25 protein-coding genes are annotated in these 25,507 nt (G+C 40.7%); 23 read left to right on the forward strand and 2 right to left on the reverse strand.

The genetic code is table 11. From position 1 onward, the window contains the following. Positions 1-112 precede the first annotated feature (112 nt). The 14 genes from ezrA to AC4HAJ_RS00975 all read left to right on the forward strand — a co-directional run bounded on the left by ezrA (position 113) and on the right by AC4HAJ_RS00975 (position 15,055). Positions 113-1,834: a septation ring formation regulator EzrA gene (gene ezrA / locus AC4HAJ_RS00910; protein WP_491078274.1), complete on the forward strand. Its 1,722-nt coding sequence runs from the start codon at positions 113-115 to the stop codon at positions 1,832-1,834. A gap of 156 nt (positions 1,835-1,990) precedes the next feature. Beyond that, positions 1,991-3,229, forward strand: coding sequence for a GTPase HflX (gene hflX / locus AC4HAJ_RS00915; protein ID WP_491078275.1), 1,239 nt, complete (start codon positions 1,991-1,993; stop codon positions 3,227-3,229). Further along, positions 3,222-3,869, forward strand: a complete 648-nt coding sequence (locus AC4HAJ_RS00920) for a cystathionine beta-lyase (protein ID WP_491078276.1) — start codon at positions 3,222-3,224, stop codon at positions 3,867-3,869. Before hflX ends, AC4HAJ_RS00920 begins: the two co-directional genes overlap by 8 nt. 48 nt (positions 3,870-3,917) lie before the next feature. After that, positions 3,918-4,847: a ribonuclease Z gene (gene rnz, locus AC4HAJ_RS00925; protein ID WP_491078277.1), complete on the forward strand. Its 930-nt coding sequence runs from the start codon at positions 3,918-3,920 to the stop codon at positions 4,845-4,847. Then, positions 4,847-5,617, forward strand: coding sequence for an SDR family NAD(P)-dependent oxidoreductase (locus AC4HAJ_RS00930; RefSeq protein ID WP_491078278.1), 771 nt, complete (start codon positions 4,847-4,849; stop codon positions 5,615-5,617). The genes rnz and AC4HAJ_RS00930 overlap by 1 nt, the downstream gene beginning before the upstream one ends. Beyond that, a complete protein-coding gene (gene recJ, locus AC4HAJ_RS00935) occupies positions 5,614-7,818 on the forward strand; it encodes a single-stranded-DNA-specific exonuclease RecJ (protein WP_491078279.1) in 2,205 nt (734 codons plus the stop codon). The genes AC4HAJ_RS00930 and recJ overlap by 4 nt, the downstream gene beginning before the upstream one ends. Before the next feature lie 136 nt (positions 7,819-7,954). Further along, positions 7,955-8,503 (forward strand): GNAT family N-acetyltransferase, encoded by a 549-nt coding sequence (locus tag AC4HAJ_RS00940; protein ID WP_491078280.1) that lies wholly within the window; start codon positions 7,955-7,957, stop codon positions 8,501-8,503. 109 nt (positions 8,504-8,612) lie between these two features. Then, positions 8,613-9,473: a methionyl aminopeptidase gene (locus AC4HAJ_RS00945; protein ID WP_491078281.1), complete on the forward strand. Its 861-nt coding sequence runs from the start codon at positions 8,613-8,615 to the stop codon at positions 9,471-9,473. A gap of 4 nt (positions 9,474-9,477) precedes the next feature. After that, positions 9,478-10,425, forward strand: coding sequence for a YihY/virulence factor BrkB family protein (locus tag AC4HAJ_RS00950; RefSeq protein ID WP_491078282.1), 948 nt, complete (start codon positions 9,478-9,480; stop codon positions 10,423-10,425). A gap of 114 nt (positions 10,426-10,539) precedes the next feature. Beyond that, positions 10,540-11,949 (forward strand): dipeptidase PepV, encoded by a 1,410-nt coding sequence (pepV, locus tag AC4HAJ_RS00955; protein WP_491078283.1) that lies wholly within the window; start codon positions 10,540-10,542, stop codon positions 11,947-11,949. Between the two features lie 141 nt (positions 11,950-12,090). After that, positions 12,091-12,675, forward strand: coding sequence for a uracil-DNA glycosylase family protein (locus AC4HAJ_RS00960; protein WP_491078284.1), 585 nt, complete (start codon positions 12,091-12,093; stop codon positions 12,673-12,675). Further along, positions 12,672-13,433 carry a DUF4931 domain-containing protein gene (locus tag AC4HAJ_RS00965; RefSeq protein ID WP_491078285.1) on the forward strand — a complete coding sequence of 254 codons (762 nt, stop codon included), beginning with the start codon at positions 12,672-12,674 and terminating at the stop codon, positions 13,431-13,433. Before AC4HAJ_RS00960 ends, AC4HAJ_RS00965 begins: the two co-directional genes overlap by 4 nt. A 143-nt stretch (positions 13,434-13,576) precedes the next feature. Continuing rightward, complete coding sequence (locus AC4HAJ_RS00970) at positions 13,577-14,056, forward strand: hypothetical protein (RefSeq protein WP_491078286.1); 480 nt, start codon at positions 13,577-13,579, stop codon at positions 14,054-14,056. Positions 14,057-14,101: 45 nt separating this feature from the next. Then, positions 14,102-15,055 (forward strand): hypothetical protein, encoded by a 954-nt coding sequence (locus tag AC4HAJ_RS00975; RefSeq protein WP_491078287.1) that lies wholly within the window; start codon positions 14,102-14,104, stop codon positions 15,053-15,055. 269 nt (positions 15,056-15,324) lie between these two features. Here the strand turns inward: AC4HAJ_RS00975 and mnmE are convergent, their stop codons facing one another. Then, positions 15,325-16,698, reverse strand: a complete 1,374-nt coding sequence (gene mnmE, locus AC4HAJ_RS00980) for a tRNA uridine-5-carboxymethylaminomethyl(34) synthesis GTPase MnmE (RefSeq protein WP_491078288.1) — start codon at positions 16,696-16,698, stop codon at positions 15,325-15,327. 243 nt (positions 16,699-16,941) lie between these two features. Between mnmE and AC4HAJ_RS00985 the strand changes: the two genes are divergently transcribed. From AC4HAJ_RS00985 to AC4HAJ_RS01025, 9 genes are all read left to right on the forward strand, one after another. Further along, positions 16,942-18,795, forward strand: coding sequence for an SH3 domain-containing protein (locus AC4HAJ_RS00985; RefSeq protein WP_491078289.1), 1,854 nt, complete (start codon positions 16,942-16,944; stop codon positions 18,793-18,795). Between the two features lie 206 nt (positions 18,796-19,001). Then, positions 19,002-19,676 carry a ribose-5-phosphate isomerase RpiA gene (rpiA, locus tag AC4HAJ_RS00990; protein WP_491078290.1) on the forward strand — a complete coding sequence of 225 codons (675 nt, stop codon included), beginning with the start codon at positions 19,002-19,004 and terminating at the stop codon, positions 19,674-19,676. Positions 19,677-19,698: 22 nt separating this feature from the next. Then, positions 19,699-20,910, forward strand: coding sequence for a phosphopentomutase (locus AC4HAJ_RS00995; RefSeq protein WP_491078291.1), 1,212 nt, complete (start codon positions 19,699-19,701; stop codon positions 20,908-20,910). A 10-nt stretch (positions 20,911-20,920) separates the two neighbouring features. Beyond that, complete coding sequence (gene arsC / locus AC4HAJ_RS01000; protein WP_491078292.1) at positions 20,921-21,328, forward strand: arsenate reductase (glutaredoxin); 408 nt, start codon at positions 20,921-20,923, stop codon at positions 21,326-21,328. A 24-nt stretch (positions 21,329-21,352) separates the two neighbouring features. Continuing rightward, complete coding sequence (locus AC4HAJ_RS01005) at positions 21,353-22,162, forward strand: purine-nucleoside phosphorylase (protein WP_491078293.1); 810 nt, start codon at positions 21,353-21,355, stop codon at positions 22,160-22,162. A gap of 72 nt (positions 22,163-22,234) precedes the next feature. Further along, entirely contained in the window at positions 22,235-22,948 is a 714-nt protein-coding gene (gene deoD / locus AC4HAJ_RS01010; protein ID WP_491078294.1) for a purine-nucleoside phosphorylase, read from the forward strand. After that, complete coding sequence (locus AC4HAJ_RS01015) at positions 22,935-23,705, forward strand: LytR family transcriptional regulator (protein WP_491078295.1); 771 nt, start codon at positions 22,935-22,937, stop codon at positions 23,703-23,705. The genes deoD and AC4HAJ_RS01015 overlap by 14 nt, the downstream gene beginning before the upstream one ends. 27 nt (positions 23,706-23,732) lie before the next feature. Further along, complete coding sequence (locus AC4HAJ_RS01020) at positions 23,733-24,197, forward strand: COG2426 family protein (protein WP_491078479.1); 465 nt, start codon at positions 23,733-23,735, stop codon at positions 24,195-24,197. Positions 24,198-24,327: 130 nt separating this feature from the next. Continuing rightward, positions 24,328-24,561: a hypothetical protein gene (locus AC4HAJ_RS01025; RefSeq protein WP_491078480.1), complete on the forward strand. Its 234-nt coding sequence runs from the start codon at positions 24,328-24,330 to the stop codon at positions 24,559-24,561. Positions 24,562-24,601: 40 nt separating this feature from the next. Here the strand turns inward: AC4HAJ_RS01025 and AC4HAJ_RS01030 are convergent, their stop codons facing one another. Next, positions 24,602-25,507, reverse strand: coding sequence for a LysR family transcriptional regulator (locus AC4HAJ_RS01030; RefSeq protein WP_491078296.1), 906 nt, complete (start codon positions 25,505-25,507; stop codon positions 24,602-24,604).

Consider the following 25,507-nt stretch of genomic DNA (forward strand, 5'->3'; position numbering starts at 1 on the left):
TTACAGCTTTGTAACCAAGTTTTTTTGATATGTCTCCATAACTATGTTATAATGGGGCGTAATATGTGATATTGTGAAGGTATTCTATACCTTTGACACTAAAGGAGAAAACATGTCGGGTATTTTAGTGCTGAGTATAGTCCTCATTATCGTATTGGTTGCGGGCTACTTAATCGGCGTTATTATTAGAAAGAGAAATGATTCGTTACTGGCAGGATTAGATGAGAGAAAAAAAGCTCTCTTTAATGCTCCGGTCGATCAAGATCTGGAAAAAGTCAAAAAACTCAATTTGATTGGTCAGAGTCAGACGACTTTCCGTGAATGGAACCAAAAATGGACCGACCTAGTTGAAAATTCACAGGATGATATCAGTAATCAGATCGTTGAAGCAGAGCACTTGAATGATTCCTTTCGCTTTCTCAAGGTTAGCAATGCTATTGGAACTATTGAGAGCCAGCTTGATTTAGCTGAAGAAGATATCGCTTCTGTGCGTGATGCTCTTGCTATCCTTCAAGAACAAGAGGATAAAAATAGCGCACGTGTCAAGCATGCTTTAGATCTCTTTGAAGATTTAAAGGCAAGCATTAAAGATAATGCAGATAACTTCGGGACTACCAAGTCTGAAATTGATAAGCAGCTCAAAAATATTGAGTTGGAGTTTTCTCAGTTTGTAACGCTTAATACAACTGGTGATCCAGTAGAAGCGGCAGAGATATTAGACCGTTCTGAAGAACATACGATTGCTCTGGGACAGATAACAGAGAAAATTCCAGCTATTGTTGCTAAGCTTGAAGATGATTTTCCCGATCAGTTGGATGATTTGGAAACTGGATACAGAAAGCTCTTAGAAGCCCATTATCATTTTCCAGAGCGCAATATTGAACGTCGTTTCCAAGATATTAGAGAATCTATCTCGAGTAATGCTGAAGGTATGGTCAATTTAGATTTGGATCGTGCCAATGAAGAAAACGATGATATTCAGGAAAAAATTGATAGCCTTTATGCTATATTTGAGCGTGAGATTGATGCCCACAAGCAAGTTATGAAGGACAGTAAGATTCTGCCTAAATATCTTGAGCATGCCAAAGGCAATAATGACCAAATCAATGCTGAGATGGATCGTCTCAATGAGATCTATATCATTGAGGATAATGAAACCCTCAGTGTTCAAAAATTTGCTAAGGAGCTGGAAAAGATTGAAGGTGATACCATTCCAGCTATTGAGAACTTTGCTACCCAGGACAAGCCCTATTCTGAGCTTAAGGTTATATTTGATGAAGCGCTTAAGACTTTAGCTATTGTTGAGGAAGGTCAAATTGAGCTCAGTAAAGAACTTAAGAGTATTGAGCGTATTGAGAATGATTCTCGCATCAAGGCAGACGATTTTATTAATCAGTTGCATACGATTAAGCGTTTTATGGAAAAGCGAAATTTACCGGGGATTCCTCAAGATTTTCTCAGTATTTTCTTTACTGCTAGTGAACATTTGGAAACGCTCATGGATGAGCTTGGTAAGAAGCGAATTAAAATCAATTTAGTGGCTCGCTTGACAGAGTCGGCAGCTTCCTCTATGGATCTATTGGTTGAAACGACTTATCGTGTCGTTCAAAATGCTATCCTGACTGAGCAGCTCTTGCAGTATTCCAACCGCTATCGCAGCTTTGAACCTGCTGTGCAAGAAAGTTTTGAGATTGCACTGAGATTGTTTGAAAATGAGTATGACTACAAGTCATCTTTTGAGGAAATTTCATACGCTTTAGAGCTGGTTGAGCCAGGCGTTACAGATCGATTTGTATCATCTTATCAAAGAACACGTGAAATTATTAGATTTTAATCCTAAAACCTGGGCTAAAGTGCCTAGGTTTTTTGATTTTGCTACTGATTATTTTGTGAATAGAATTTCTAAGAGAGGTGGCTTGTGCTATCTGACCTTGTAGCAAATATGATATAATATGATTTACTGATTAGTAGGTAGAAAGGGGGATCTTCTGTGATTGGCACAAGTAAGGAAGCTGAGCGCGTTGTCCTATTGGCAGTTGAGCTGCCAGATACGCAAAATTTTGCCATGTCCTTTCAGGAATTGGAAAATTTAGCTAAGACGGCTGGTGCCCAAATTGTTACTAGGTGCGTACAAAAGCGGCAGCGTTATGACAGCAAGTCCTTAATTGGTTCAGGGAAACTCCAAGAAATATCTGCTTTGGTAGATGCTGAAGATATTGATACTATTATTGTCAATAACCGTTTAACACCACGACAAAATGTTAATCTAGAGGAGGCATTGGGAGTTAAGGTAATTGACCGGATGCAGTTGATCTTAGATATTTTTGCTATGCGAGCACGTAGCTATGAAGGTAAACTTCAGGTGCATTTGGCCCAGCTTAAATATATGTTACCTCGTTTAGCAGGTCGGGGAGTGATGCTCAGTCGTCAGGCTGGAGGTATCGGTAGCCGCGGTCCTGGTGAAAGCCAGTTGGAGCTCAATCGCCGTTCGATTCGTAATCAAATTGCAGATATTGAGCGTCAGCTTCAGCAGGTTGAAAAAAATAGAGAGAAGCTACGGGATAAGAGGATGGACGAATCCACCTTTAAAATCGGTTTGATCGGCTATACAAATGCTGGAAAATCTACACTGTTAAATGTTTTAACAGATGACCAACAGTATGAGGCAGACGAACTCTTTGCAACCTTGGATACAACGACGAGAAAGATCCATCTCAAGGATCAATTCCAAGTTACACTGACTGATACGGTAGGCTTTATACAAGATCTGCCAACTGAGCTCGTTGCAGCCTTCAAATCGACTCTTGAAGAGAGTAGAGAAGTTGATCTCCTCCTTCACCTTATTGATGCTAGTGACCCTAACCATAGTCAACAAGAGAGGGTTGTCATGGATATTCTTGAGGATTTAGGGATGGAGGATATTCCTAGACTGGCTATTTATAATAAAATGGACAAGGTTGATCATCTGATTCCTACAGCCTTTCCCAATATCAGACTCTCTCTTAAAGATCCTAATAGTCGTAATATTTTACGACATCAGATTATTGATGAAATTGAACAAATTTTTGTTCCCTTTACTATCAGACTGGGGCTAGAAAATTATCATAAATGGTATGAGTTGAGTAAATTTGCCTTGATGGATCCTTTGGATTTTAAAGAGTCTAGCGAAGAAATCAAGGGATTTATTGCTGAAAACAATAAATGGAGGTTAGAAGATTTCTATGACTGATATGCTAGATCTAGCGATACGTTATGGGGGCTATACTAGCTTGGACAGGGTTTACTTGCAGACTCATTTGCAAAAATTAAGCCCTAAGCAGCAGTTAGAAATGATTGCACCACCTCCAAGTGTTGTGAATGCTTATTTTGCAGAAATCTATCAAAAGCAAGGGCCTAAAGAGGCGACAGATTATTATTTGGAATTGAGCAAGGTCTTTGGCTGGTTTCAGTCTGATCCTAGTTTTGAGGCTGAGCAATTTCCTTTTATTCGCTTAAATATCTCTGGAACTTCTTATGGTATGGTCTTTGAAAATGAAGAGCAACGAGCTTTAGTATTTTCTGAAGTCGAGTCTACAGTGACTCCTTATTTACTGATGGAGCTTGCTAAAATTTTCCCCCACTACAAGGTTTTTTTAGAGCAAGGTCGGATTTATATGATGCCTATTGAGTTTGATGAAGAAGGGGCGAAAAAAGTTGACTTACCTCATCAAAGTCTGCTTACTGAAGCCTATCAGCTTAAGGGAAATTTGCTAAAGGTGACTGGTTACAATCAAGATGATTTGTTAGAAGTATTAAATCTTAACTTGGCACAGACAGTATACTATAGCTTTTATCAGAGAAACTTTGTTATTTATTTGCGAGCCTACTAAAAAAGAACGTAAGGATAATAGTTGAAAAATTTAAGGACAGGATAAGGCATGGAATTACAGTTTTTAGGTACAGGTGCTGGTCAACCAGCTAAGTCACGTAATGTTTCAAGTTTAGTTTTAAAGCTGCTCAATGAGATTGATGAAGTGTGGATGTTTGACTGCGGTGAAGGGACCCAGCGTCAAATCTTAGAGACCACTATCAAACCACGTAAGGTTCGAAAAATTTTTATCACTCACCTACATGGTGATCATATTTTAGGGTTACCGGGCTTTTTGTCCAGTCGTTCTTTTCAAGCTAGTGAGGAGCAGACTAGTATTGATATCTATGGTCCTGAAGGCATTCGTAGTTTTGTTTTAACAGCATTGAAGGTTAGTCAAACACGTCTGCCCTATCGTATTAACTTTCATGAATTGCAACCCAATGGGTTAGGCAAGATCCTTGAAACAGATCAGTTTACTGTCTATGCAGAAGCACTTGATCATACGATCTTCTGTCTTGGTTACCGAGTCGTCCAAAAGGATTTAGAAGGAAGACTGGATGCCGAACAATTAAAGGCTGATGGTGTTCCTTTTGGTCCCCTCTTTGGGAAAATTAAAAAGGGCTTGGATGTTACCTTGGAAGATGGTCGGATAATCAAGGCTGAGAATTATCTATCAGCTCCTCGTAAAGGGAAGGTTGTTACGATATTGGGTGATACACGCCAGTGCCATGCTAGTGTCCGTCTGGGATTTGGTGCAGATATCTTGGTTCATGAATCGACTTATGGCAAGGGCGATGAAAAATTGGCATGCCATCATGGGCATTCTACCAATAGACAGGCGGCGCAAGTAGCTAAGGAAGCTTCGGCTAAGCGTCTATTGATGAATCATATCAGTGCTCGATTTTTAGGACGTGATGTCAGACAACTTGAAGCCGATGCTAGAACAATCTTTGAGAATAGTAAGGTTGTTTGGGATTTAGAAGAGGTTGAAATTTAATGAAAGCAAGCGGTCGTATTATTGCTATTACAGGAGCATCAGGTGGGCTGGCTCAGGCCTTTATTGGTTTACTACAGCCAGACGATACGATTTTAGCTATTGGTCGTAGTGAGGCCAGATTAGCTGAGCTTTATCAGGGTCAGGATAATATTCATTTTTATGGACTGGATCTGCGTGATCCTTTAGCGATTGAAAATCTAGTTGAAGAGATTTACCAATCTTTTGGACGCATTGATGTTTTTATTAATAATGCCGGTTTTGGTGAGTTTAAGGCTTATGATGCCTTTGATGTTGAAACCATTCAGGAGATGGTCGATATCAATACATTGGCGGTTATTCACTTTTCTCGCCTAGTCGGACAAAAAATGGTTGAACGAGGAAGTGGGCAGATTATGACAGTAGCAAGTATGGCTGGTAAAATGGCGACGGCTAAGGCTAGTGTCTATGGCGCTACTAAATTTGCAGTTATCGGCTATTCTAATGCACTCAGATTAGAATTGGCTGAGCACAATGTCTTTGTAACGACGGTCAACCCTGGTCCAATTTCAACGCCTTTTTTTGATCGAGCTGATCCATCGGGGAGTTACTTGAAATCGGTTGAAAAATTCAGTTTGCGGCCCGAGAAAGTGGCTGGTAAAATGTTTAAAGCTTTGGGTAAAAATAAGCGTGAGCTTAACATGCCTTTAGCTCTGCAAGCGGCTTTCGTTTTTTATACCCTATTTCCCAGGGTATCTGATTTTCTATCCAGAAAGGTCTTTAACTATAAATGATTTCGTCAAAATATGACTGGAATATGATTGAAAAGGCTCCTAGTGAGTCCTTTTTAGCACTAGGACAAAAAGAAGCGTTAACACCGACAGTTGCTAAGATTCTTTATGATCGAGGGATTGATTCTGAAGAGTCTTTGCGAGACTTTCTTCATGCAGATCTTGGTCACTTACATGATCCTTATTTACTTCATGATATGGAAAGGGCGGTGGAGCGTATCCGTCAGGCTATTGAGAATTATGAGCAGATTCTTATTTATGGTGACTATGATGCTGATGGGATGACGTCTGCTTCTATTATGAAGGAGGCACTCGATATGATGGGGGCAGAACATACCGTTTATCTGCCTAATCGCTTTACAGATGGTTATGGTCCGAATCAAAGTGTCTATAAGTACTTTATAGAACAGCAGGGGGTCTCTCTCATCATTACGGTAGATAATGGAGTGGCTGGTCATGAAGCGATCACTTATGCACAGTCTAAGGGGGTGGATGTCATTGTTACTGACCATCACTCTATACCAGATGTATTGCCAGAAGCTTATGCGATTATCCATCCGGAACATCCTGAGTCCGATTATCCTTTTAAATATTTAGCAGGATGCGGGGTTGCCTTTAAGCTTGCTACGGCTCTGTTAGAAGGAATCCCCAATGAATTATTGGATCTCGTAGCGATTGGGACAGTAGCTGATATGGTTAGTTTGACAGATGAAAATCGTATCTTGGTCAAATATGGACTCCAAGTCTTAGCGCATACCGAGCGTATTGGCCTGCAAGAACTCATGAAGTTAGCTGATGTGAACATGGGAACCCTAACAGAAGAAACGATCGGTTTTCAGATTGCTCCCATGCTGAATGCTTTGGGACGTTTGGATGATCCTAATCCCGCCATTGAGCTCTTAACTGGTTTTGACGAGGAAGAGGCTCAGACGATCGCTTATATGATCAAGGAGAAAAACGATGAGCGAAAAGCTCTTGTTCAGACTATCTATGATGAGGCTAAAGCTATGGTTGATCCTGATCGTCCGGTCCAAGTGCTAGCTAAGGAGGGATGGCATCCAGGCGTTCTTGGAATTGTAGCTGGACGTATTCTTGAAACGATCAATCAGCCAGTCATTGTTCTTACTATTGAGAATGGGAAAGCTAAGGGGAGTGCTCGTTCCATAGATGCTGTCAATATCTTTGAAGCTTTAAGTGAGCACCGTAATATGTTCGATGCTTTTGGTGGTCATGCAGGTGCTGCTGGAATGACCTTATCTGAGGAGAATTTGCCTAGGCTAGCAGAAATTCTTAGTGAGTATGTGATGTCCCAATCTATTGATAGTAGGCAAAAAAATAGCCTAACGATTGATGATCAACTCAACTTGAAAGACCTTAATTTTGATACGGTTAAAAGTCTAGAAAAGCTAGCACCATTTGGGATGGATCACCAAAAGCCTGTCTTTAGATTGAAGGACTTTAAGGTTCTCCAGAGCCGTACCATGGGACAAAATGGAGCTCACCTCAAGCTAAAAATTGATCAGGATGGTGCCGAATTTGATCTTATTGCTTTTTCGCAAGGACATCTGGTACAGGAGTTTGCTAATGCTAGTCATCTGGAGGTAGCTGTTACCTTATCTGTCAATGTTTGGAACGGCAATACTAGCTTGCAGTTGATTCTGGTAGATGCCCAGGTAGAAGGTGTTCAACTCATAGATATCAGGGCTAAGTCAGCGCCATTACCAGATCATGTTCCCATTTTAGGGTCACAAGAGGAGGGAATGGAGTCTGTTGTTCTGCTAGATCTACCAGAAAAACCAGAGGAGTTGAAGCGTCTCTTTACTGGGCAGGATTTTAAGGTGATCTACTTTAAAAATCAAATCAAACAAGCCTATTATTTAACTGGCTATGGTACCCGTGACCAATTTGCTAAACTTTATAAAACGATCTACCAATTTCCAGAATTTGATGTTCGTCACAAACTTAATCAGCTAGCTAATTATCTCAAGATTCCTGATATTCTTTTGGTCAAAATGATTCAGATCTTTGAGGAATTAGACTTTGTGACCATTGATGATGGAGTGATGCGTGTTAATAAAGGCGCTCAAAAACGTGAGATTTCTGACAGTAAGATCTACCAAGATCTTGTACAGGTTGTTAAATACCAAGAACTTATGGCTTTAGGGACTCCCCAAGAAATTTATGATTGGATAAGGAAGTCCTAGCTATTTGTGTTTTGTAAGAGTCACCACGATCATATGATTGATTGTGGTGTTTTAATATGTTTTTATGGTCATAGGAGGGGGTATAAGGCTAGTGCTATAAATTGACTTGACCTAGCAAAAAGGGTAGTATAAAGGCATGGATATTTGGACAAAGCTGGGGCAGTTTTCTCAGTTAGAAACACAGGATCTTTATTTAAGACCCTTTTGTTTTAGTGATCATGAAGATTTTTTTGAGATGACTCAAGATCCTGAAAATATGGCCTTTATTTTTCCCAGTCAAGCTAGTCAAGCTGAAAGTGATTATTTGTTGGTTCACTATTTTATGAAGGAGCCTTTAGGAATCTGGGCTATGGAAGACAAGATAGGTGGTAAATTGGTCGGTGCTATTCGCTTCGAAAAGCTTAATCTTGTGAAGAGGACAGCCGAGATTGGTTATTTTGTTCATAAGGACTATTGGGGGAGAGGCTTTGCGACACAGAGTTTAAAAACGTTGAGCTTCTTAGCCTTTGAGGAGTTTGGGCTCCAGCGTTTGGTTCTCATTACTCATTTAGAAAATATTGCCAGCCAAGCAGTTGCTAAAAAAGCTGGTTTTAATATTGTTAGACGCTATAAGGGTAGCGATCGGTATAGTCATAGGATGAGGGATTACTTGGAGTTTCATTTGACTGCTTTTCCTGACGGTTGATGCTCTAGTATCATTATTAATCAAATGATGGTATACTTTGTACTGTGAAGAACAGGTCGTAGATTTGTTATTGATGTTTTATTTAAGGAAATAGGAGACTTAATATTTTATGATTACACTTAAATCTGAGCGTGAAATTGAAGCGATGGATCGTGCTGGTGACTTTCTAGCCAGCATTCATATTGGTTTGCGTAAGCTTATCAAACCTGGCTTAGATATGTGGGAAGTAGAAGAATATGTTCGTCGGCGTTGCAAGGAGGCTAATGTTCTTCCTTTACAGATTGGGGTTGATGGCCAGTTGATGGACTATCCTTACGCTACTTGCTGCGGTTTAAACGATGAGGTTGCTCACGCCTTTCCTCGTCATTATATTCTTAAGGATGGGGACCTTTTGAAGGTGGATATGGTGTTGAGTGAGCCTATTGATAAGGCTGAGCTTGATGTGGCCAAGCTTGATTTTGATAATACCGCAGAGATGAAAAAATACACAGAGACTTACCGTGGTGGTATCGCAGATTCTTGCTGGGCCTATGCTGTTGGTGAGGTTTCTCAAGAAGTTAAGGACCTTATGGACGTGACTAAGGAAGCTCTTTATATTGGAATTGAGCAGGCGGTCATTGGCAACCGTATTGGAGATATTGGTGCGGCTATTCAAGAATATGCTGAGAGCCGTGGTTACGGAGTTGTACGTGATCTTGTTGGACATGGTGTTGGTCCGACTATGCACGAGGAACCCAATGTCCCTCACTATGGGAAGGCTGGACGTGGTCTTCGTTTAAAAGAAGGTATGGTATTAACGATCGAGCCAATGATTAATACAGGTACTTGGGAGATAGATACAGATATGGAGACTGGCTGGGCACATAAGACACTGGATGGTGGATTGTCTTGTCAATATGAGCATCAGTTTGTTATCACTAAAGATGGTCCTGTTATTTTGACTAGTCAGGGAGAAGAAAGAACATACTAAGCCTATGATGAAAAAAATAGTGGATCAGTTGCTCGATAAATTGAGCTATCCACCCTTGCAGGTTTTTATCAAGCACTATCGCAGTGCTGAGATTGATTTATCTAGTATAGCTGTGGCTTATTACTTGATTTTGACCTTGTTTCCAATGGTTGTTATTGCTGCGAATATTTTTCCTTATTTTGATATTGATCTGACTGATTTTCTCTCTTTTTTGAGGCAGAATCTGCCGATTGAGATCTATAGTTCTGTAGCAGGTATTATTCGCAATTTATTTGCGACTCCCTCTAGCAGTATTTTGGGAGTGGCGACAGTGGCTGGCTTTTGGACCATGTCTCGAAGTTTGACTTCCCTTCAAAAGGCTTTTAATAAAGCTTATGATGTGAGTGAGCATCGAGATTTTGTGATCGGTCATATCATTGGGATTATTGCTAGTTTCTTTATCTTTTTTCTATTGACATTTGCTCTCTTGCTGTCAACCTTGTCAGATGGTATCTACCAATCCTTACGTAAAGATTATGACTTGCCCGCTGGGATTGTCAGTCTTTTGTTGCATGTCAATAGGCCTTTGATGATTATGATCATTATCATTGGATTAATGACTCTCTATTTTATCCTTCCCAATGTTAGGATAAAAAAGTGGCGCTATACCTTACCTGGTACAATGCTCAGCTCGCTAGTTCTGATTTTTATGACAGGATTGGTCGGTCGTTATGTAACACGAACTTTTAATAATCTCATCGATATTAAGGTGTTTGGATCTATCATTATCTTCATTATCATGTTTTGGTTCGTTGTTTTAGCACGGATTTTGATTACGGGAGCTGTCCTTAATGCGACTGTTCAAGAGCTTAAGCAAGGGGAAATGGAAGGACGCCGTGGTGACTTACTGGCTTTCTTTGGACACGGTGATGTTTCCTCATCTGAGTCGGGCAATGAAGATCAAGAGGAATGACCATAATTGTATCAAAAAGACTGAGGCATACGAGTGTATGACCTCAGCTTTTTGATGATGGAGTCTTAATCTTTGTGCTATAATGAAGGCACGATATTATCAAAGGAGAAGCTTATGCCAGTTGATTTTAAAGCAGAAGTAGAAAAACGCCGTGAAGACTTGTTGGCTGACTTGTTCAGCCTTTTGGAAATCAATTCGGAACGTGATGATAGTAAGGCTGATAAGGAACATCCCTTTGGGCCTGGTCCTGTTAAGGGCCTCAAACACTTTTTAGCTATGGCTGAAAAGGATGGTTATAAGGTGCGCAATATCGACAATTATGTCGGTGATTTTGAGTTTGGTGAGGGCAATGAGACTTTGGGAATCTTTGCCCACCTGGATGTGGTGCCTGCTGGTTCTGGTTGGGAGACTGATCCCTATAAACCAGTTATCAAGGATGGGAAACTCTATGCGCGTGGCTCCTCGGATGATAAGGGGCCTACTATGGCAGCTTATTACGCCTTGAAAATCATCAAGGAATTAGGTCTGCCGACTTCTAAAAAGGTTCGCTTTGTTCTAGGAACAGATGAAGAATCTGGATGGGCTGATATGGATTATTACTTTGCTCACCCAGATGTAAAAAAACCAGACTTTGGCTTTGCTCCGGATGCTGAGTTTCCCATTATCAATGGGGAAAAGGGCAATATTACCCAGTATCTGCATTTTTCTGGTCAAAATGCTGGCCCAGTCGTTCTCCATTCTTTCAAGGGCGGTCTTAGGGATAATATGGTTCCAGAATCGGCAACAGCAGTCCTTTCTGGTCAAGTCAGTCAAGCAGATTTGGAAGAAAAATTATCCGTTTTCTTAGTTCAAAATCCTAATCTGTCGGGCTCTCTAACAGCAGAAGGCGATAAATTAACAGTCCAAATTATCGGGAAGGCAGCCCATGGTTCAACCCCTGAAGAAGGTCTCAATGGAGCAACTTATTTAGCGCTTTTTCTTAAGGATCTAGCTTTTGCTGGTCCTGCCAAAGCCTTCATTGATTTGACTGCTGATGTTCTGCACGGAGACTTTGATGGGCATAAATTAGGCTTAGCTTATAAGGATTCTAAGATGGGAGCTTTGTCTATGAATGCTGGTATTTTCGACTTTGAAGCGGATTCTGATAATAATACTATTACCCTCAATTTCCGCTATCCCCAAGGAATCGATACTGCAACCATCAAGGCTGGACTCGAAAAGTTGGCTGGGGTCGAATCTGTTAGTCTGGCTGACCATGAACACCTGCCTCACTATGTCCCAATGGATGATCCCCTAGTTAAGACCCTCTTGTCTGTTTATGAAAAACAAACTGGTCTAGAAGGTTATGAGCAGGTCATTGGCGGTGGGACCTTTGGCCGCCTCTTGGAAAGAGGTGTTGCCTTTGGTGCTATGTTCCCCGATTATGTCAATACCATGCATCAGGCCAATGAATTTGTCGAAGTGGAAGATCTCTATCGGGCCTGCGCTATCTACGCCGAAGCCATCTACGAATTGATCAAATAAGGCAGTAACCACATATCTAAGCTCACTAATCTCTGGCTAGATTGTTTCACTGATTTTAGCTTGGAAATACTCAAGGATGAATGCCCAAGGGCAGAAAAAATGCTCCGACATCAACCTGATTTTGAAAAGGAGATGTTGTCCATGTCAACCATGCAAGACATTGTTAAAGCTATTATGGCCGATCCAGAAAATGAGGATTATACCAAGGCTGGCATTGAACCGCTTTTTACGGCGCCAAAGAGCGCTCGTATCAATATCGTCGGTCAGGCTCCGGGAATTAAGGCTCAGGAATCCCGCCTTTACTGGAATGATCCATCGGGCGATAATTTACGAGATTGGTTGGGGATTGATCGAGATACGTTCTATAGTTCTGATAAAATAGCCGTTATCCCTATGGATTTCTATTATCCTGGTAAAGGGAAGTCTGGTGATCTCCCTCCTCGCAAGGGTTTTGCTGAAAAATGGCACCCCTTGATTTTGCAGGAATTACCTGATATTTCTTTGACTTTACTGATTGGTAATTATGCGCAACACTATTACCTCCAGCAAAAGCCTTCAGTCAAGCTGACCGACAATGTTAAGTCCTACAAGGACTTCCTCCCTGATTTTTTCCCGCTGGTTCATCCGTCGCCTCGCAATAATATTTGGCAAAAGAAAAATCCTTGGTTCAAGGAAGACGTATTGCCAGACCTCAAACAACTTGTGAAAGATATTCTTGAAAAATGACACAAAAATTGATTTTTAATGTTTCTACCGCTCAAAAGAAACCTAGTAATCAGGATAGCTGTCCCTTTTGTCAGGTCGATAGTCTGGAAAAAATCATCGCTCAAGAAGGCGATATGATTTGGCTAGACAATAAGTATCCTGTTCTTGATAAGACCTATCAAACCTTGATTATTGAGTCTGACCAGCATCTAGGCGATATCACGACCTACAGTCAGGAATATAATCGCAAGCTCTTTGTCTTCGCTATCAAGTCTTGGCATCAGTTGGAGGAGAGCGACCAATTTAAGACTGTTGCTCTCTTTAAGAATTTCGGGCCTTTGTCGGGTGGTTCTCTGCGCCATCCTCATATGCAGATTGTCGGTTTTGAAGATCTTGATGCTTATGAGGCCGTTGATCCAAAAACCTTTGAGGGAACTCTTGTTTGTCAAGAGACAGAACAGCTGGCTCAGGTCACTATTTCTGACCAACCTTTGAGTAGTTTTACTGAAATCAACGTGACTATAGCAGATATCAAGGATAGCTATAAGCTAGCTGATACTGTTCAAAAGGTTCTCCGTTATGTTTTAGAGGGCTATTTAGATGGCGCTTGTAGCTCCTACAATCTCTTCTTTTACCATCAGGAAGAAGGTCTCAGTTGTAAAGTAGTTCCTCGTTTTGTAGCCTCTCCCTATATGGTTGGCTATCATCTGGTTCAGGTCAACTCAGCTGTCAGAGTGGCAGAAGAGGTGGCAGAATTGCAGGCTTTTTTAGAAAAGTAGATGGAGTCTGATCCAAGTTACTTGGATCAGATTTTTTCTAGCCAGCCGGTACATTTACCCTATCTTAAAATTATTGGAAAAAGGCTTGCCGGCCTTCTTATAAAATGGTAAACTTTTTCTAAAAGTTTTTTAAGGAAAATATTATGACTCCGAATCAATTTAACCAAGAGCGAGAGGAACAAGACTTTTCTAACCCTATTTGGACATCGGGCAGGGATCATTTCCAAGAACGTTATTCTGACTTAAACCCGTCTACCCTTTCTAAGCAGGATACTTTAAGGACATTGTCTTTTAGGCAGAACCGCTCGAAGGTGCCAGGCCTATTTACGACTATTGTTGCTATTATGACAGCAATTTTATTGCTGTTGATTCTATTAGGTATAATATTTAGCTCGGCCATTAATAATGTCGTTCTGGGCTTAACGGCAATAGTCTTGGTCTTTACCTATATGCCTGCGACTATTATTCTTAGTATTTTAGGAATAGTCAAGGCCAGTCAATATAATCGTTGCGGTATCGAAAGCTATTCAGCGAGTCTGGTAAGTAACATCGTTTTTTTAATCATCAATGGTCTACTATGGTTCTTTTTCCTAATTTTGGTTATAGAGGGGATTAGGAGCTAAGGATATAAGAAGACTGATTATTAAATATTAAAAAAGGAAAAAATTGTGGCATTAAAATTAACAGAAGAAATTGTTTCGAACTTAGTTGCGGAGTACAATCAGATTAATCCTGCCTTTCAAATTGACTGGAAAACCTATATTTATGGGACTGACAAAGAAGGCTCTGTCCGATCTTCTCAGCAAGCACCTCTCTTATGGTTTGAAAATGATTATTATTTTGTTTTAATCTATTTAGCAACTTTAAATGTCAGTAAAATTCAAAAAGTTAAGGTTATTGATAAAGATGAAATTCAAGGAGTGAAGATTAAATACGGTGGCCTAAATGCTGTCGTTAAAATTCGGATGACCAATGGAGCTTACTATAACTTGAGATTAGCTCGCAGAAATTACAAGACTCTGCCTCGTCAATTGTCTAACTTGGATAGCTTGATGGAGGTTTTCCATCTTTTCTACAGTGACCGGATTGATATGAAGGACCATTCCACATCAATCGGTGCTAAGGTCCTGAGTGCAGCGACAACCGCAGTCTTAGTGATCCTAGCTATCCTCTTTATATTTTTAACAAAGTCTAGAGTTCTGACTTATCTTTTGTTAATTCTAGCTATTTTCTTAGGTGGTTTGATTTGGACTCAAGCAGAAACCTTTATCAATAAGCAAAGAGACAGAGCATTTGTGCAAGCTTTTGAGCAAACAAAGCAGCTTGTTACTAGTATGACAGAAAGTCAGTACTATCAAGCCTTACAGGGTATAGATGTAAAACCAAAAACTCAGATGATGCAGGAAAGCTACCTTAAGGTTCTAATTTCAATCGCTCATAATCTGGGCTTGGATAAGGAGGCTAGAGCATATTTAACACAATTTCCTAGACGATATTCAGCCGATGCTGAAGAAATTTATTTAGGACTCATAAATCTGTTAGCCTCCAATCAAAAAGTCCCTTACGAATTTGGCCAAGCACCATTAGACGTTGAACAGGACATCTGGCAGAAGTATCAGTAAGAGTATAATCTGAAAATCCTAGGAATGGCTATCTTAGATTTTGGGAAAGCCTGCTGGCCATCTCTGGTCTGGTTTGTCTATTTTTTTGAATCTGACATCCGAGATATTGGCGGTAAGTAGGTCAATAATAAGTCAAAAAAATCTGAGTCTTGTCTCAGATTTTTTGAGTTTGATAATAATTGCAGGACTCGTTAACAATAGTTTGTGTCTTAATTGTTCGCCCTCCATTACTTTCAGGCTTGTTCTAAACTGATGCTTCCCAGACTGGCTTATTTCCCCAAACAGAACTGGCTAAAGAGCTGGGTGATGAGTTCATCTGGAGCGGCATCGCCGGTGATTTCTCCCAGAATTTCCCAACAGCGGGTAAGATCTACTTGAAGGAGATCGACTGGCATTTCCATGGCCAAGCCATCATTGACAGCTTGGAGACTGGCAATCGCTTGTTCAATGAGGGATATGTGACGGCTGTTTGATAGGTAAGTGGCATCTTGATCGATGGTTTGCGCATTGTCAAAAAAGAGGGCATTAATTTTTTCTTCAATAGCTGTAATATTTTTATTTTCAAGGACAGAGATACGGATACAATCTTCTGGAAGTTGATCGTTTTCGATCTGTTCGTTTAAATCAGTTTTATTAAGAAGAATGATTCGTCGGCTATCCTCTGATAGAGTTAGTAGCTGATAATCTTGCTCTGTCAAGGGTTCTGAGGCATTGAGGACCAGTAAGACTAGATCTGCTTCAGAGAGTGCTTTGCGAGAACGCTCTACTCCAATTTTTTCAACCACATCTTCTGTATCACGGATTCCTGCGGTATCAATCAATTTTAATGGCACACCATTGATATTGACATATTCTTCAATGATGTCACGTGTGGTTCCCTCTATATCTGTGACAATAGCCTTGTCTTCCCGTAGGAGTGTATTGAGAAGGCTAGATTTTCCAACATTTGGCCGCCCAATGATAGCTGTTGAGATACCTTCTCGAAGGATTTTTCCTCTTTTGGCAGTCTGGAGGAGGTGTTCCAGCAATTGCTGGAATTCTTCTGTTTTTTCACGTATAACAGCTGTTGTAGCTTCCTCAACATCATCATACTCAGGATAGTCGATGTTGACCTCTACTTGGGCAAGGGTTTCTAGAATTTCTTGTCGAGTTTGATTGATTAGCTGAGATAGGGAACCATCTAACTGTTTGACGGCATTATTCATAGCCTTGTCTGTTTTGGCTCTAATGACATCCATGACGGCTTCAGCTTGAGTCAAGTCAATACGGCCATTCAGAAAGGCACGTTTTGTAAATTCACCAGGCTCAGCCATGCGGGCACCGAAGCGGATGAGAAGCTGGAGAACTTCATTAGTGACAGCAATACCACCATGGGTATTGATCTCAATGACATCTTCACGGGTGAAGGTCTTGGGGGCACGCATGACTCCTACCATGACTTCATCGATAACTTTATCAGTTTCAGGATCAATAATGTGCCCGTAATTTAAGGTGTGACTTTCTACCTGCTCAAGGTCATGGCCTTTAAAGACTCGCTTAGCAATAGCAAGCGCATCATTTCCAGATAGGCGGACGATACCGATGGCACCTTCGCCCAGAGGAGTAGAAATAGCGGTAATAGTATCAAATTCTTTAGTAATCATTTATTTTCCTTTTCAACAATAATAGCTTCTTCCTATTATATCATGCTAGCTATGAAATGCATCAGTATAGAATTGTATAGGAGCCTAAAAGGATCAATGTTTAGGAATAAAAAGCTATGGAAGGTTTAAAAGCATTTTTTGTTAAAAAGATGACAAAAAAATGACTTTTATTAATAAAAAGATACAATTTCCAGAAAATTGTGATATAATGAACTTGTAAAAATAAGAAAGGAGTGAGTCATTATGATGGATTTATTCTCAAAAAAACAACGGTTTTCTATTCGTAAGTACAGTATTGGCGTGGCGTCTGTTTTGATTGCTGTAGCCCTGTTTGCCAGCAGTCCTGTCAGGGCAGATCAGGTGACTCAGGAATCTGGAACGACCACTGCTCCAGAAACCTCTATCGTTAGTCAGACAGATGATAACTCCTCAGTACAAGTCAATCAAGCACCTGAAACTCCAGCGACTTCTGAATCCGCTCCATCTGTATCAGAGACAGCTCCAGAATCCAAGACGACAACAGCTCCTACCTCAGATATTTCTGAGAGTCATGTGGGTAGTGCTACTTCTGATGATTCAGTAGCTACTTCTAAAGTTGTCAAAAATAACCAAAAGGCAAAAGCCAGTGTTGCTAAGGTAAATAATTTACCAGCTCAAGGCACCTATACCTTTACTAGAAGAACTGAAATCAAGTATGAGCCTGTGGCATCTCGTAAGGCTGATAAAGTGTTCAGTAAGGGTGACCATGTTATGTATGAAGCTGTGATTGAAGCAGATGGACATCGGTGGTTGAAATTTAAGGATTATAATTTTGTTTATAATTATGCTGATATTGCTACCTTGTCTAAAACATCTAAGACCAATAAGGGGGCAAAAGAACCAGCACCAGCTGGTAAAGTAGCTAAGAGCAATCAGCTCCCTGATAAAGGTACCTATGTCTTTACTAAACGTTCTGAAATCAAAGAATATCCAAGAAGAGATGCACCTAGCGATTACTACTATGACAAGGGAGAGTCAGTTAACTATGATGTTCTCATAGAGGGTGATGGTCTGCAATGGATTAGCTATGTCGCTCATTCTGGTCGTCGTTTCTATGTAGCAGTTGGTGATGCTCCTAAAGCTGATGCAAACAAGGTTAATACAACTCAGCCATCAGCTACCAAAGCGGCTTTACCAGCTAAGGGCACTTATACCTTTACTAAACGTGCTGAAATCAAGGAATCTCCAAAGAAGGATGCGCCTAGTGATTACTACTATGAAAAGGGCATGTCTGTTAATTATGACAAAGTACTCAATGCAGACGGTCTACAATGGATTAGTTACCTGTCTAATTCTGGTCGTCGTCTCTATGTAGCTGTTGGCAATGCTTCTAAAGCTGATGCAGGTAAGACCAATGCTACTGAGCCATCTAAGAAAGCAGTCTTACCAGCTAAGGGTACTTATACCTTTACTAAGCGTGTTGAGATCAAGGAAATTCCAACTAAGGATGCACCTAGTGATTACTACTATGATAAGGGTATGTCTGTTAATTATGACAAAGTGCTCAATGCAGACGGTCTGCAATGGCTTAGCTACCTGTCTAATTCTGGTCGTCGTTTCTATGTAGCTATTGGTAACGCCTCTAAAGATGACGCAGGTAAAACAAATACAACTAAGCCATCTGCTAAAACAACTTTACCATCTAAAGGTACCTATACCTTTACTAAACGTACTGAGATTAAAGAATCTCCAAAGAAAAATGCGCCTAGTAAGTATTATTATGATAAAGGCATGTCCGTTAATTACGACAAAGTCGTGAAGGCGGATGGTTTGCAATGGCTTAGCTACCTGTCTAATTCTGGTCGTCGCTTCTATGTGGCTGTCGGTAATGCAGGCAAGGTCAACTCAAGCAAGAAAGCGACTTTACCAGCTCAAGGTATCTATACTTTCAAAAAACGCTTAGCGATTCAGAGTCAGCCAAAGGTTTCTAGCAAAGTGTTGACTTACTATAATGCTGGCGATCAGGTTTACTATGACAGTGTGATTAAGTCAGATGGCCATCAATGGTTGTCTTACAAGACCTATACTGGTAAACGTCTTTACATCGCTATTGATTAAATAACTAAAAAGAAAAATAGATAAAATTTGTGAAGTTGTACCTCAACTATTAGTCTTTCTTGACTAACAGTTGAGGTATTTTTTGTCGAGGGATAGGGCAAAATAAAATTACTTTGGATTTTTTATTTCTTATTTGGATGGGTAAAGCCCCCTTTGCGCCACCTGGTTTATGGTATAATAGAGTGATAGAAAATGAAGGAGTTGCTATGTCTAATCTTAAGAAGGCTGTTGGTGTCAAGGCGGCTGAATTTGTTAGTGATGGTATGATTGTTGGTCTTGGTACAGGATCGACTGCTTATTATTTTGTTGAGGAACTTGGTCGGCGTGTCAGGGAGGAGGCCCTGAACATCACTTGTGTAACAACTTCCAGTGTTACCTATAATCAGGCTCAGAGCCTAGGAATCAACTTGAAAGCTATTGATGAGGTTCCTTATGTTGATTTAACAGTTGACGGTTCTGATGAGGTGGATCCTAATCTCAATGGTATTAAGGGCGGTGGCGGAGCCCTCTTGATGGAAAAGATTGTTGCTTCAAACAGCAAGGATTGCTTCTGGATTGTAGATGAGTCCAAGTTGGTTAGTCGTTTAGGATCTTTTAAACTGCCGGTAGAGGTGGTTCAGTATGGCGCTACTAATCTTTTTAGGCAATTTGAGGAAAAGGGGTATCGGCCATCTTTTCGTATGATTGATGGTGAGCGTTTTGTTACTGATATGCAGAATTACATTATCGATCTTGATCTCAAAGAAATTGATGATCCGTACGCCTTGGCCGAGGAGTTGAAGCTTACAGTCGGTGTGGTAGAACACGGTCTGTTCTTAGATCGAGTTTCCAAGGTTCTAGTCGGTCGCAAGTCCGGTGTTGATATTATTGAAAAGTCTTAAGAGTTTAGAATGGAGGAGTCCTATGTCAAAATTTGATCGTATTCATTTAGTTGTTTTGGATTCAGTTGGGATTGGTGCGGCACCAGATGCCAATAATTTTTCTAATGCTGGTGTGCCAGACGGTGCCTCTGATACCTTAGGTCATATTTCAAAGACCGTTGGTCTTGATGTACCAAATATGGCTAAAATTGGTCTGGGGAACATCCCTCGTTCACAAGCATTAAAAACTGTTTCAGTAGAAAATGCTCCAAGCGGTTATGCCACTAAGCTAGAAGAAGTATCACTTGGTAAGGATACCATGACTGGTCACTGGGAAATCATGGGGCTCAATATCACAGAACCTTTTGATACCTTCTGGGACGGTTTTCCAGAAGAAATCATCACTAAAATTGAGGAGTTCTCAGGACGCAAGGTTATCCGTGAAGCCAACAAACCTTATTCAGGAACGCAAGTTATCGAAGACTTTGGTCCCCGCCAAATGGAAACTGGTGAACTGATTATCTATACTTCAGCTGACCCAGTTTTACAGATTGCGGCCCATGAAGATGTGATTCCTTTGGAAGAACTCTATCGTATCTGTGAATATGCTCGTTCCATTACCTTAGAACGCCCAGCTCTACTTGGTCGTATCATTGCCCGTCCTTATGTAGGCCAACCGGGTAACTTTACTCGTACTGCTAATCGTCGTGACTTAGCTGTTTCTCCGTTTGCCCCAACCGTCCTTAACCAATTAGATGAAGCTGGTATTGACACTTATGCTGTCGGTAAAATCAATGATATATTCAATGGTTCAGGCATCAATCACGATATGGGGCACAATAAGTCTAACAACCACGGTGTTGACAATCTTATCAAGGCTATGAAGTCCCCTGACTTTGAGCATGGTTTCTCTTTTACCAATTTGGTGGACTTTGATGCTCTCTATGGTCACCGTCGCAATGCTCACGGTTATCGCGATTGTCTCCAAGAGTTTGATGCTCGTTTACCTGAAATTATTGCAGCTATGGGAGAGAATGATCTTCTCATGATTACGGCTGACCATGGTAATGACCCAACTTACGCCGGTACCGACCATACTCGAGAATACATCCCACTCTTGGCTTATAGTCCTGCCTTCCAAGGTAATGGGGGCATTCCACAGGGACACTTTGCAGACATCTCAGCAACTATCGCTGAAAACTTTGGTGTCGACACAGCCATGATTGGTCAAAGCTTTTTGGATAAATTAAACTAAAGGAGTAGTTATGAAGGTTACCATTTATCATAATCCAAATTGCGGCACTTCTCGAAATGTACTAGCCATGATTAAGCAAGCTGGCTTTGAACCAGAGGTTATTGAATATTTAAAAACACCTCCGACTCGCTCTACGTTGGTGAGCTTGATTAATGCAGCAGGACTATCGATCAGAGATGTCCTTCGGACAAATGTACTACCTTATGAAACGTTTGGGTTAGATGATACCTCACTGAGTGATGACCAGCTCTTAGATGCTATGATGCAAGAACCAATTCTGATCAATCGTCCCATTGTCGTAACGGATAAGGGTACTAAACTTTGTCGACCATCGGAAACCGTTTTGGACTTGTTACCTGAACCATTTCCATTCCCGTTTATCAAGGAAGATGGTCAGGTCATTGATGGCTACCGCTAATTTTATTAACAAAGGAAAAAAGACATGACACTACTTGATAAAATCAATGAAACGGCTGCCTTTCTTAAAGAAAAAGGCATGACTGCACCCGAATTTGGTCTGATTTTAGGATCAGGTCTGGGAGAGCTGGCAGAAGAAATCGAAAATGCTATTGTATTGGATTACGCTGACATTCCAAACTGGGGTCGCTCGACTGTCACTGGGCATGCTGGTAAGCTAGTCTATGGTGATTTATCCGGTCGTAAAGTTTTAGCTCTTCAAGGTCGTTTCCATTTCTATGAAGGGAATCCCTTGGATCTTGTTACTTTTCCGGTGCGCATCATGAAGGCTCTTGGTTGTCAAGGGGTTCTCGTTACCAATGCAGCAGGCGGTATCGGCTTTGGACCAGGAACACTTATGACGATCAGTGACCATATCAACTTTACCGGTCAAAATCCATTGATTGGAGAAAATCTTGATAGTTTTGGCCCTCGTTTTAATGATATGTCAAACGCCTATACGAGAGACTATCGTGCTACTGCTCATCGTGTCGCTGATAAGATCGGTATTCAGTTGGATGAAGGGGTTTATATCGGCGTGTCAGGCCCATCTTATGAAACACCTGCTGAAATTCGCGCCTTTAAGACTATGGGGGCCGATGCAGTTGGTATGTCTACTGTAGCAGAAGTGATTGTTGCAGCCCATTCTGGACTTAAGGTTTTGGGGATTTCTTGTATCACTAATCATGCTGCAGGTTTTCAAGAAGAGCTCAACCATGAGGAAGTGGTTGAGGTGACTCAAAGGGTCAAGGGGGATTTCAAGGCCTTGATTACAGCTGTTTTGGCAGAACTTTAAACTATTTAGAGCTTAATAACGATTAATAAGAAAGGACAGAGTGTTAACATATTTAACACTCGGATATAATCAATGAGTATTCATATTGAAGCCAAGTCAGGTGATATTGCCGATAAAATTCTTTTACCAGGTGATCCTTTACGTGCAAAATTTATCGCAGAGAATTTCCTAGAAGATGCGGTTTGTTTCAATCGAGTCCGCAATATGCTTGGCTATACTGGGACTTACAAGGAGCATAGGGTCTCTGTTATGGGAACTGGTATGGGAATGCCATCTATTTCTATTTATGCCAATGAATTGATCACTTCTTATGGTGTTAAGAAGTTGATCCGTGTGGGAACTGCGGGTTCTCTCAATAAAGATGTACATGTGCGTGATCTGGTCTTGGCTCAGGCGGCAGCAACGACATCAAGTATGATAAAAAATGAGTGGCCACAGTATGATTTGCCACAGATTGCGGATTTTAGCATGCTGGATAAGGCTTATCATATTGCTAAAGAGATGGGGTTGCCACTTCATGTCGGCAGTGTCTTGTCTATAGATGCTTTCTATTCTGATTTTGCTGAAAACAATATTAAATTAGGGAAAATGGGCCTTAAAGCTGTAGAAATGGAAGCAGCGGCCCTTTACTACCTTGCAGCTAAACACGGTGTTCAAGCCCTTGGTATTATGACTATTTCAGATAGCTTGGTTGCTGATGAGGATACCACTGCTAAGGAGCGTGAAACCACCTTCACCGATATGATGAAAGTTGGATTGGAAACCTTAATTGATGGCGATGAATAGAACTGTTAGCAAAGATATTATTGAAATCTTGCTCAATCATTATGACTATAATTCAGCTTATGGTATTATCAAATCAGAACCGATTGATCAGGATGCTAAGACACTGATTTACCTTATGAAGAGACGGCGACAGTTGGCGATTGATGAATTATTCAGTAAAAAAACACTTGAGTATTTCAAAGCACATTATCGAGTGGATTTGGTGGTCAATGCAGCTGAAGAAGAGCTTTTAGCTAACTATATTATGGATCTTCAAGCTAAGGTTGAAACAGAGGACATTATAGACTTTGTCCGTGCAGTTAGTCCGATTATCTATCGTCTTTTTATGCGTTTGATTGCTAGAGAAATTCCTGATATTACTGACTACATCGTGAATGCTAAGGATTCCCAGTATGATACATGGGATTTTGAACACTTGTCAATGTCAAACTATCCAGCTTTGATGAATTTTTCTCAGGTCTGGCATGATTCTCGTGTGACCTCCAAGAGTTTGCAGGTGCTTATTGAGCAGTTGGGAGTCTCAGAGTCCTTGAAAAAAGATGTTGTTTTTTTGAGGGATATGGAAAAATCTGTGAGAAATCCTTTAGCACATCTCATCAAACCTTTTGATGAGCGGATTTTGAGTCAAACGACAGGGTTTTCATCTAGGGCCTTTCTTGAGATGCTGATTAAATTAGCTCATCATACTGGCATCAACTATCAAGAAAATCCATTTTACTTTGATCAGATCAATCAGCTGATTTTATCACTTATCTAAAATGAAAGGTTTTATATCTAAAAAATGATAAAGTATCTCATAATGTTTTTGATTTCAATGGTGCCTATAATTGAGCTGCGTGGTGCAGTTCCTTATGGTGTGGCTGCCGGAATTCCCGCCTGGCAGGCTATTGTGATTTCTGTCATTGGTAATATGTTACCTGTGCCCATTATTTTCTTCTTTGCTCGTCGTGTTTTGGAGTGGGGATCGGACAAGCCAATTATTGGAAAATTTTTTAGCTGGTGTTTGAGGAAGGGACATAGTGGTGGTCAGAAATTAGCTAAAAGTGCTGGAGATAAAGGACTCTACCTTGCTTTATTCTTATTTGTGGGTATCCCCTTGCCAGGAACAGGAGCTTGGACGGGAACCTTGGCTGCCTCCATTTTGGATCTTAAGTTTAAAAATAGTATTATAGCTACTATGCTGGGAGTTGTTCTGGCTGGTTTTATTATGGGGATTACGTCCATCTTTCTAAAGGGATTGTTCTTCTAATATTAAGGAATATTCGATTGAGTGATCGAGCATTTTATTTTGTTATCAACTTAACTATTGGCTTGAAATATAGGAGATAAGGTCTATAATGAAGTTAGAAGGTAATAAAAATAGAAAGTGTGTTAGTATGATGACTGCTGATGAAAAGATTATAGCACTCGTAAAGCCAGAATATATGGAGCGTATTCCCCGTTTGGTGAGGGGGCATGCGACTAGGTCAACTTGTCAGTTGATTGCGCGTGAGTTTCCAGAAGCTTATGCTGAAGCTGAGAAAGAAGGAGACATTTCGTCAGAAGCAAAAGAGCAGCTGACAAAGATTGTCAACGATATTTTTGAAGAACGGATGGCAAAGCATCATCTGTAAAATAATAAGAGAGCGGGACAAATTTTGTCTCGCTCTCTTATTATGTAAATTTTACTTCCTCTAGTAGGTAGTCAATAAAGCGTTCGCCCATTTTAGAAAGGTTAGCTTTTTGATGTTTGAGGTAAACGATATCAATTTCATCTTCTACATCAAGGGGAATTGATATGATATTATCGCCATTTAGATTGCTGTTGAGAATCCCTGTAGCGACAGTATAGCCGTCCAAACCGATTAGGAGGTTGAAGAGTGTGGCACGGTCGGAAACGACGATAGATTTTTTATGGGAAATCTGTGACATGATTTCCTCAGAAAAGTAGAAAGAGTTGTGTACTCCTTGTTCATAACTGAGATAGGGGAAGTCTTCTAGGTCACTGAGCTTGATCGATGATTTCTGGGCTAGAGGGTTGGTCTTGCTGACAAAAATATGAGGCTTCGCTTTAAAGAGGCTGGTGTAGGATAAATGATTATCGTCAAACATTTTGGTGAGGACATCACGGTTGTAGCTGTTGAGAAAGAGGACGCCGATCTCTGAGCGAAAATTTTTGACATCATCAATGATTTCATAGGTTCTGGTTTCGCGTAAAAATAGTTCATATTGGGTCATATCCGCCCCTTTTAGCAAAGAGACAAAGGCATTGACAACAAAGGCATAATGCTGTGAAGAAACACTAAAGAGCTCTCGGCTAGTTGAGGGGCTCTTATAGCGCTCTTCTAGGAGGTTGGTTTGTTCGACGACTTGACGAGCGTATGAGAGAAATTCCATGCCATCCTTTGTCAAAGTGATTCCTTTGGGATTTCGATTGAAAATGGTGATATTCATCTCTTGTTCAAGATCTCTGACAGCATTAGACAGACTGGGCTGGGTGATATAGAGTTGCTTGGCAGCTTCATTCATACTGCCAGTTTCAACGATTTTAATAATATAGTGTAATTGTTGGATTCGCAT

Source organism: Streptococcus sp. ALY_211 (genome assembly GCF_058314555.1).

Coding starts and splice junctions, on each gene's coding strand:
- ezrA (WP_491078274.1), top strand. CDS start 113: ATGTCGGGTATTTTAGTGCTGAGTATAGTCCTCATTATCGTATTGGTT.
- rnz (WP_491078277.1), top strand. CDS start 3,918: ATGGAATTACAGTTTTTAGGTACAGGTGCTGGTCAACCAGCTAAGTCA.
- pepV (WP_491078283.1), top strand. CDS start 10,540: ATGCCAGTTGATTTTAAAGCAGAAGTAGAAAAACGCCGTGAAGACTTG.
- arsC (WP_491078292.1), top strand. CDS start 20,921: ATGAAGGTTACCATTTATCATAATCCAAATTGCGGCACTTCTCGAAAT.
- AC4HAJ_RS00945 (WP_491078281.1), top strand. CDS start 8,613: ATGATTACACTTAAATCTGAGCGTGAAATTGAAGCGATGGATCGTGCT.
- AC4HAJ_RS00940 (WP_491078280.1), top strand. CDS start 7,955: ATGGATATTTGGACAAAGCTGGGGCAGTTTTCTCAGTTAGAAACACAG.
- AC4HAJ_RS00920 (WP_491078276.1), top strand. CDS start 3,222: ATGACTGATATGCTAGATCTAGCGATACGTTATGGGGGCTATACTAGC.
- AC4HAJ_RS01005 (WP_491078293.1), top strand. CDS start 21,353: ATGACACTACTTGATAAAATCAATGAAACGGCTGCCTTTCTTAAAGAA.
- AC4HAJ_RS00965 (WP_491078285.1), top strand. CDS start 12,672: ATGACACAAAAATTGATTTTTAATGTTTCTACCGCTCAAAAGAAACCT.
- AC4HAJ_RS00960 (WP_491078284.1), top strand. CDS start 12,091: ATGTCAACCATGCAAGACATTGTTAAAGCTATTATGGCCGATCCAGAA.
- AC4HAJ_RS00995 (WP_491078291.1), top strand. CDS start 19,699: ATGTCAAAATTTGATCGTATTCATTTAGTTGTTTTGGATTCAGTTGGG.
- AC4HAJ_RS00950 (WP_491078282.1), top strand. CDS start 9,478: ATGATGAAAAAAATAGTGGATCAGTTGCTCGATAAATTGAGCTATCCA.
- AC4HAJ_RS01030 (WP_491078296.1), bottom strand. CDS start 25,507: ATGCGAATCCAACAATTACACTATATTATTAAAATCGTTGAAACTGGC.
- mnmE (WP_491078288.1), bottom strand. CDS start 16,698: ATGATTACTAAAGAATTTGATACTATTACCGCTATTTCTACTCCTCTG.
- AC4HAJ_RS01025 (WP_491078480.1), top strand. CDS start 24,328: ATGACTGCTGATGAAAAGATTATAGCACTCGTAAAGCCAGAATATATG.
- AC4HAJ_RS00930 (WP_491078278.1), top strand. CDS start 4,847: ATGAAAGCAAGCGGTCGTATTATTGCTATTACAGGAGCATCAGGTGGG.
- AC4HAJ_RS00970 (WP_491078286.1), top strand. CDS start 13,577: ATGACTCCGAATCAATTTAACCAAGAGCGAGAGGAACAAGACTTTTCT.
- AC4HAJ_RS01015 (WP_491078295.1), top strand. CDS start 22,935: ATGGCGATGAATAGAACTGTTAGCAAAGATATTATTGAAATCTTGCTC.
- recJ (WP_491078279.1), top strand. CDS start 5,614: ATGATTTCGTCAAAATATGACTGGAATATGATTGAAAAGGCTCCTAGT.
- AC4HAJ_RS00985 (WP_491078289.1), top strand. CDS start 16,942: ATGATGGATTTATTCTCAAAAAAACAACGGTTTTCTATTCGTAAGTAC.
- deoD (WP_491078294.1), top strand. CDS start 22,235: ATGAGTATTCATATTGAAGCCAAGTCAGGTGATATTGCCGATAAAATT.
- rpiA (WP_491078290.1), top strand. CDS start 19,002: ATGTCTAATCTTAAGAAGGCTGTTGGTGTCAAGGCGGCTGAATTTGTT.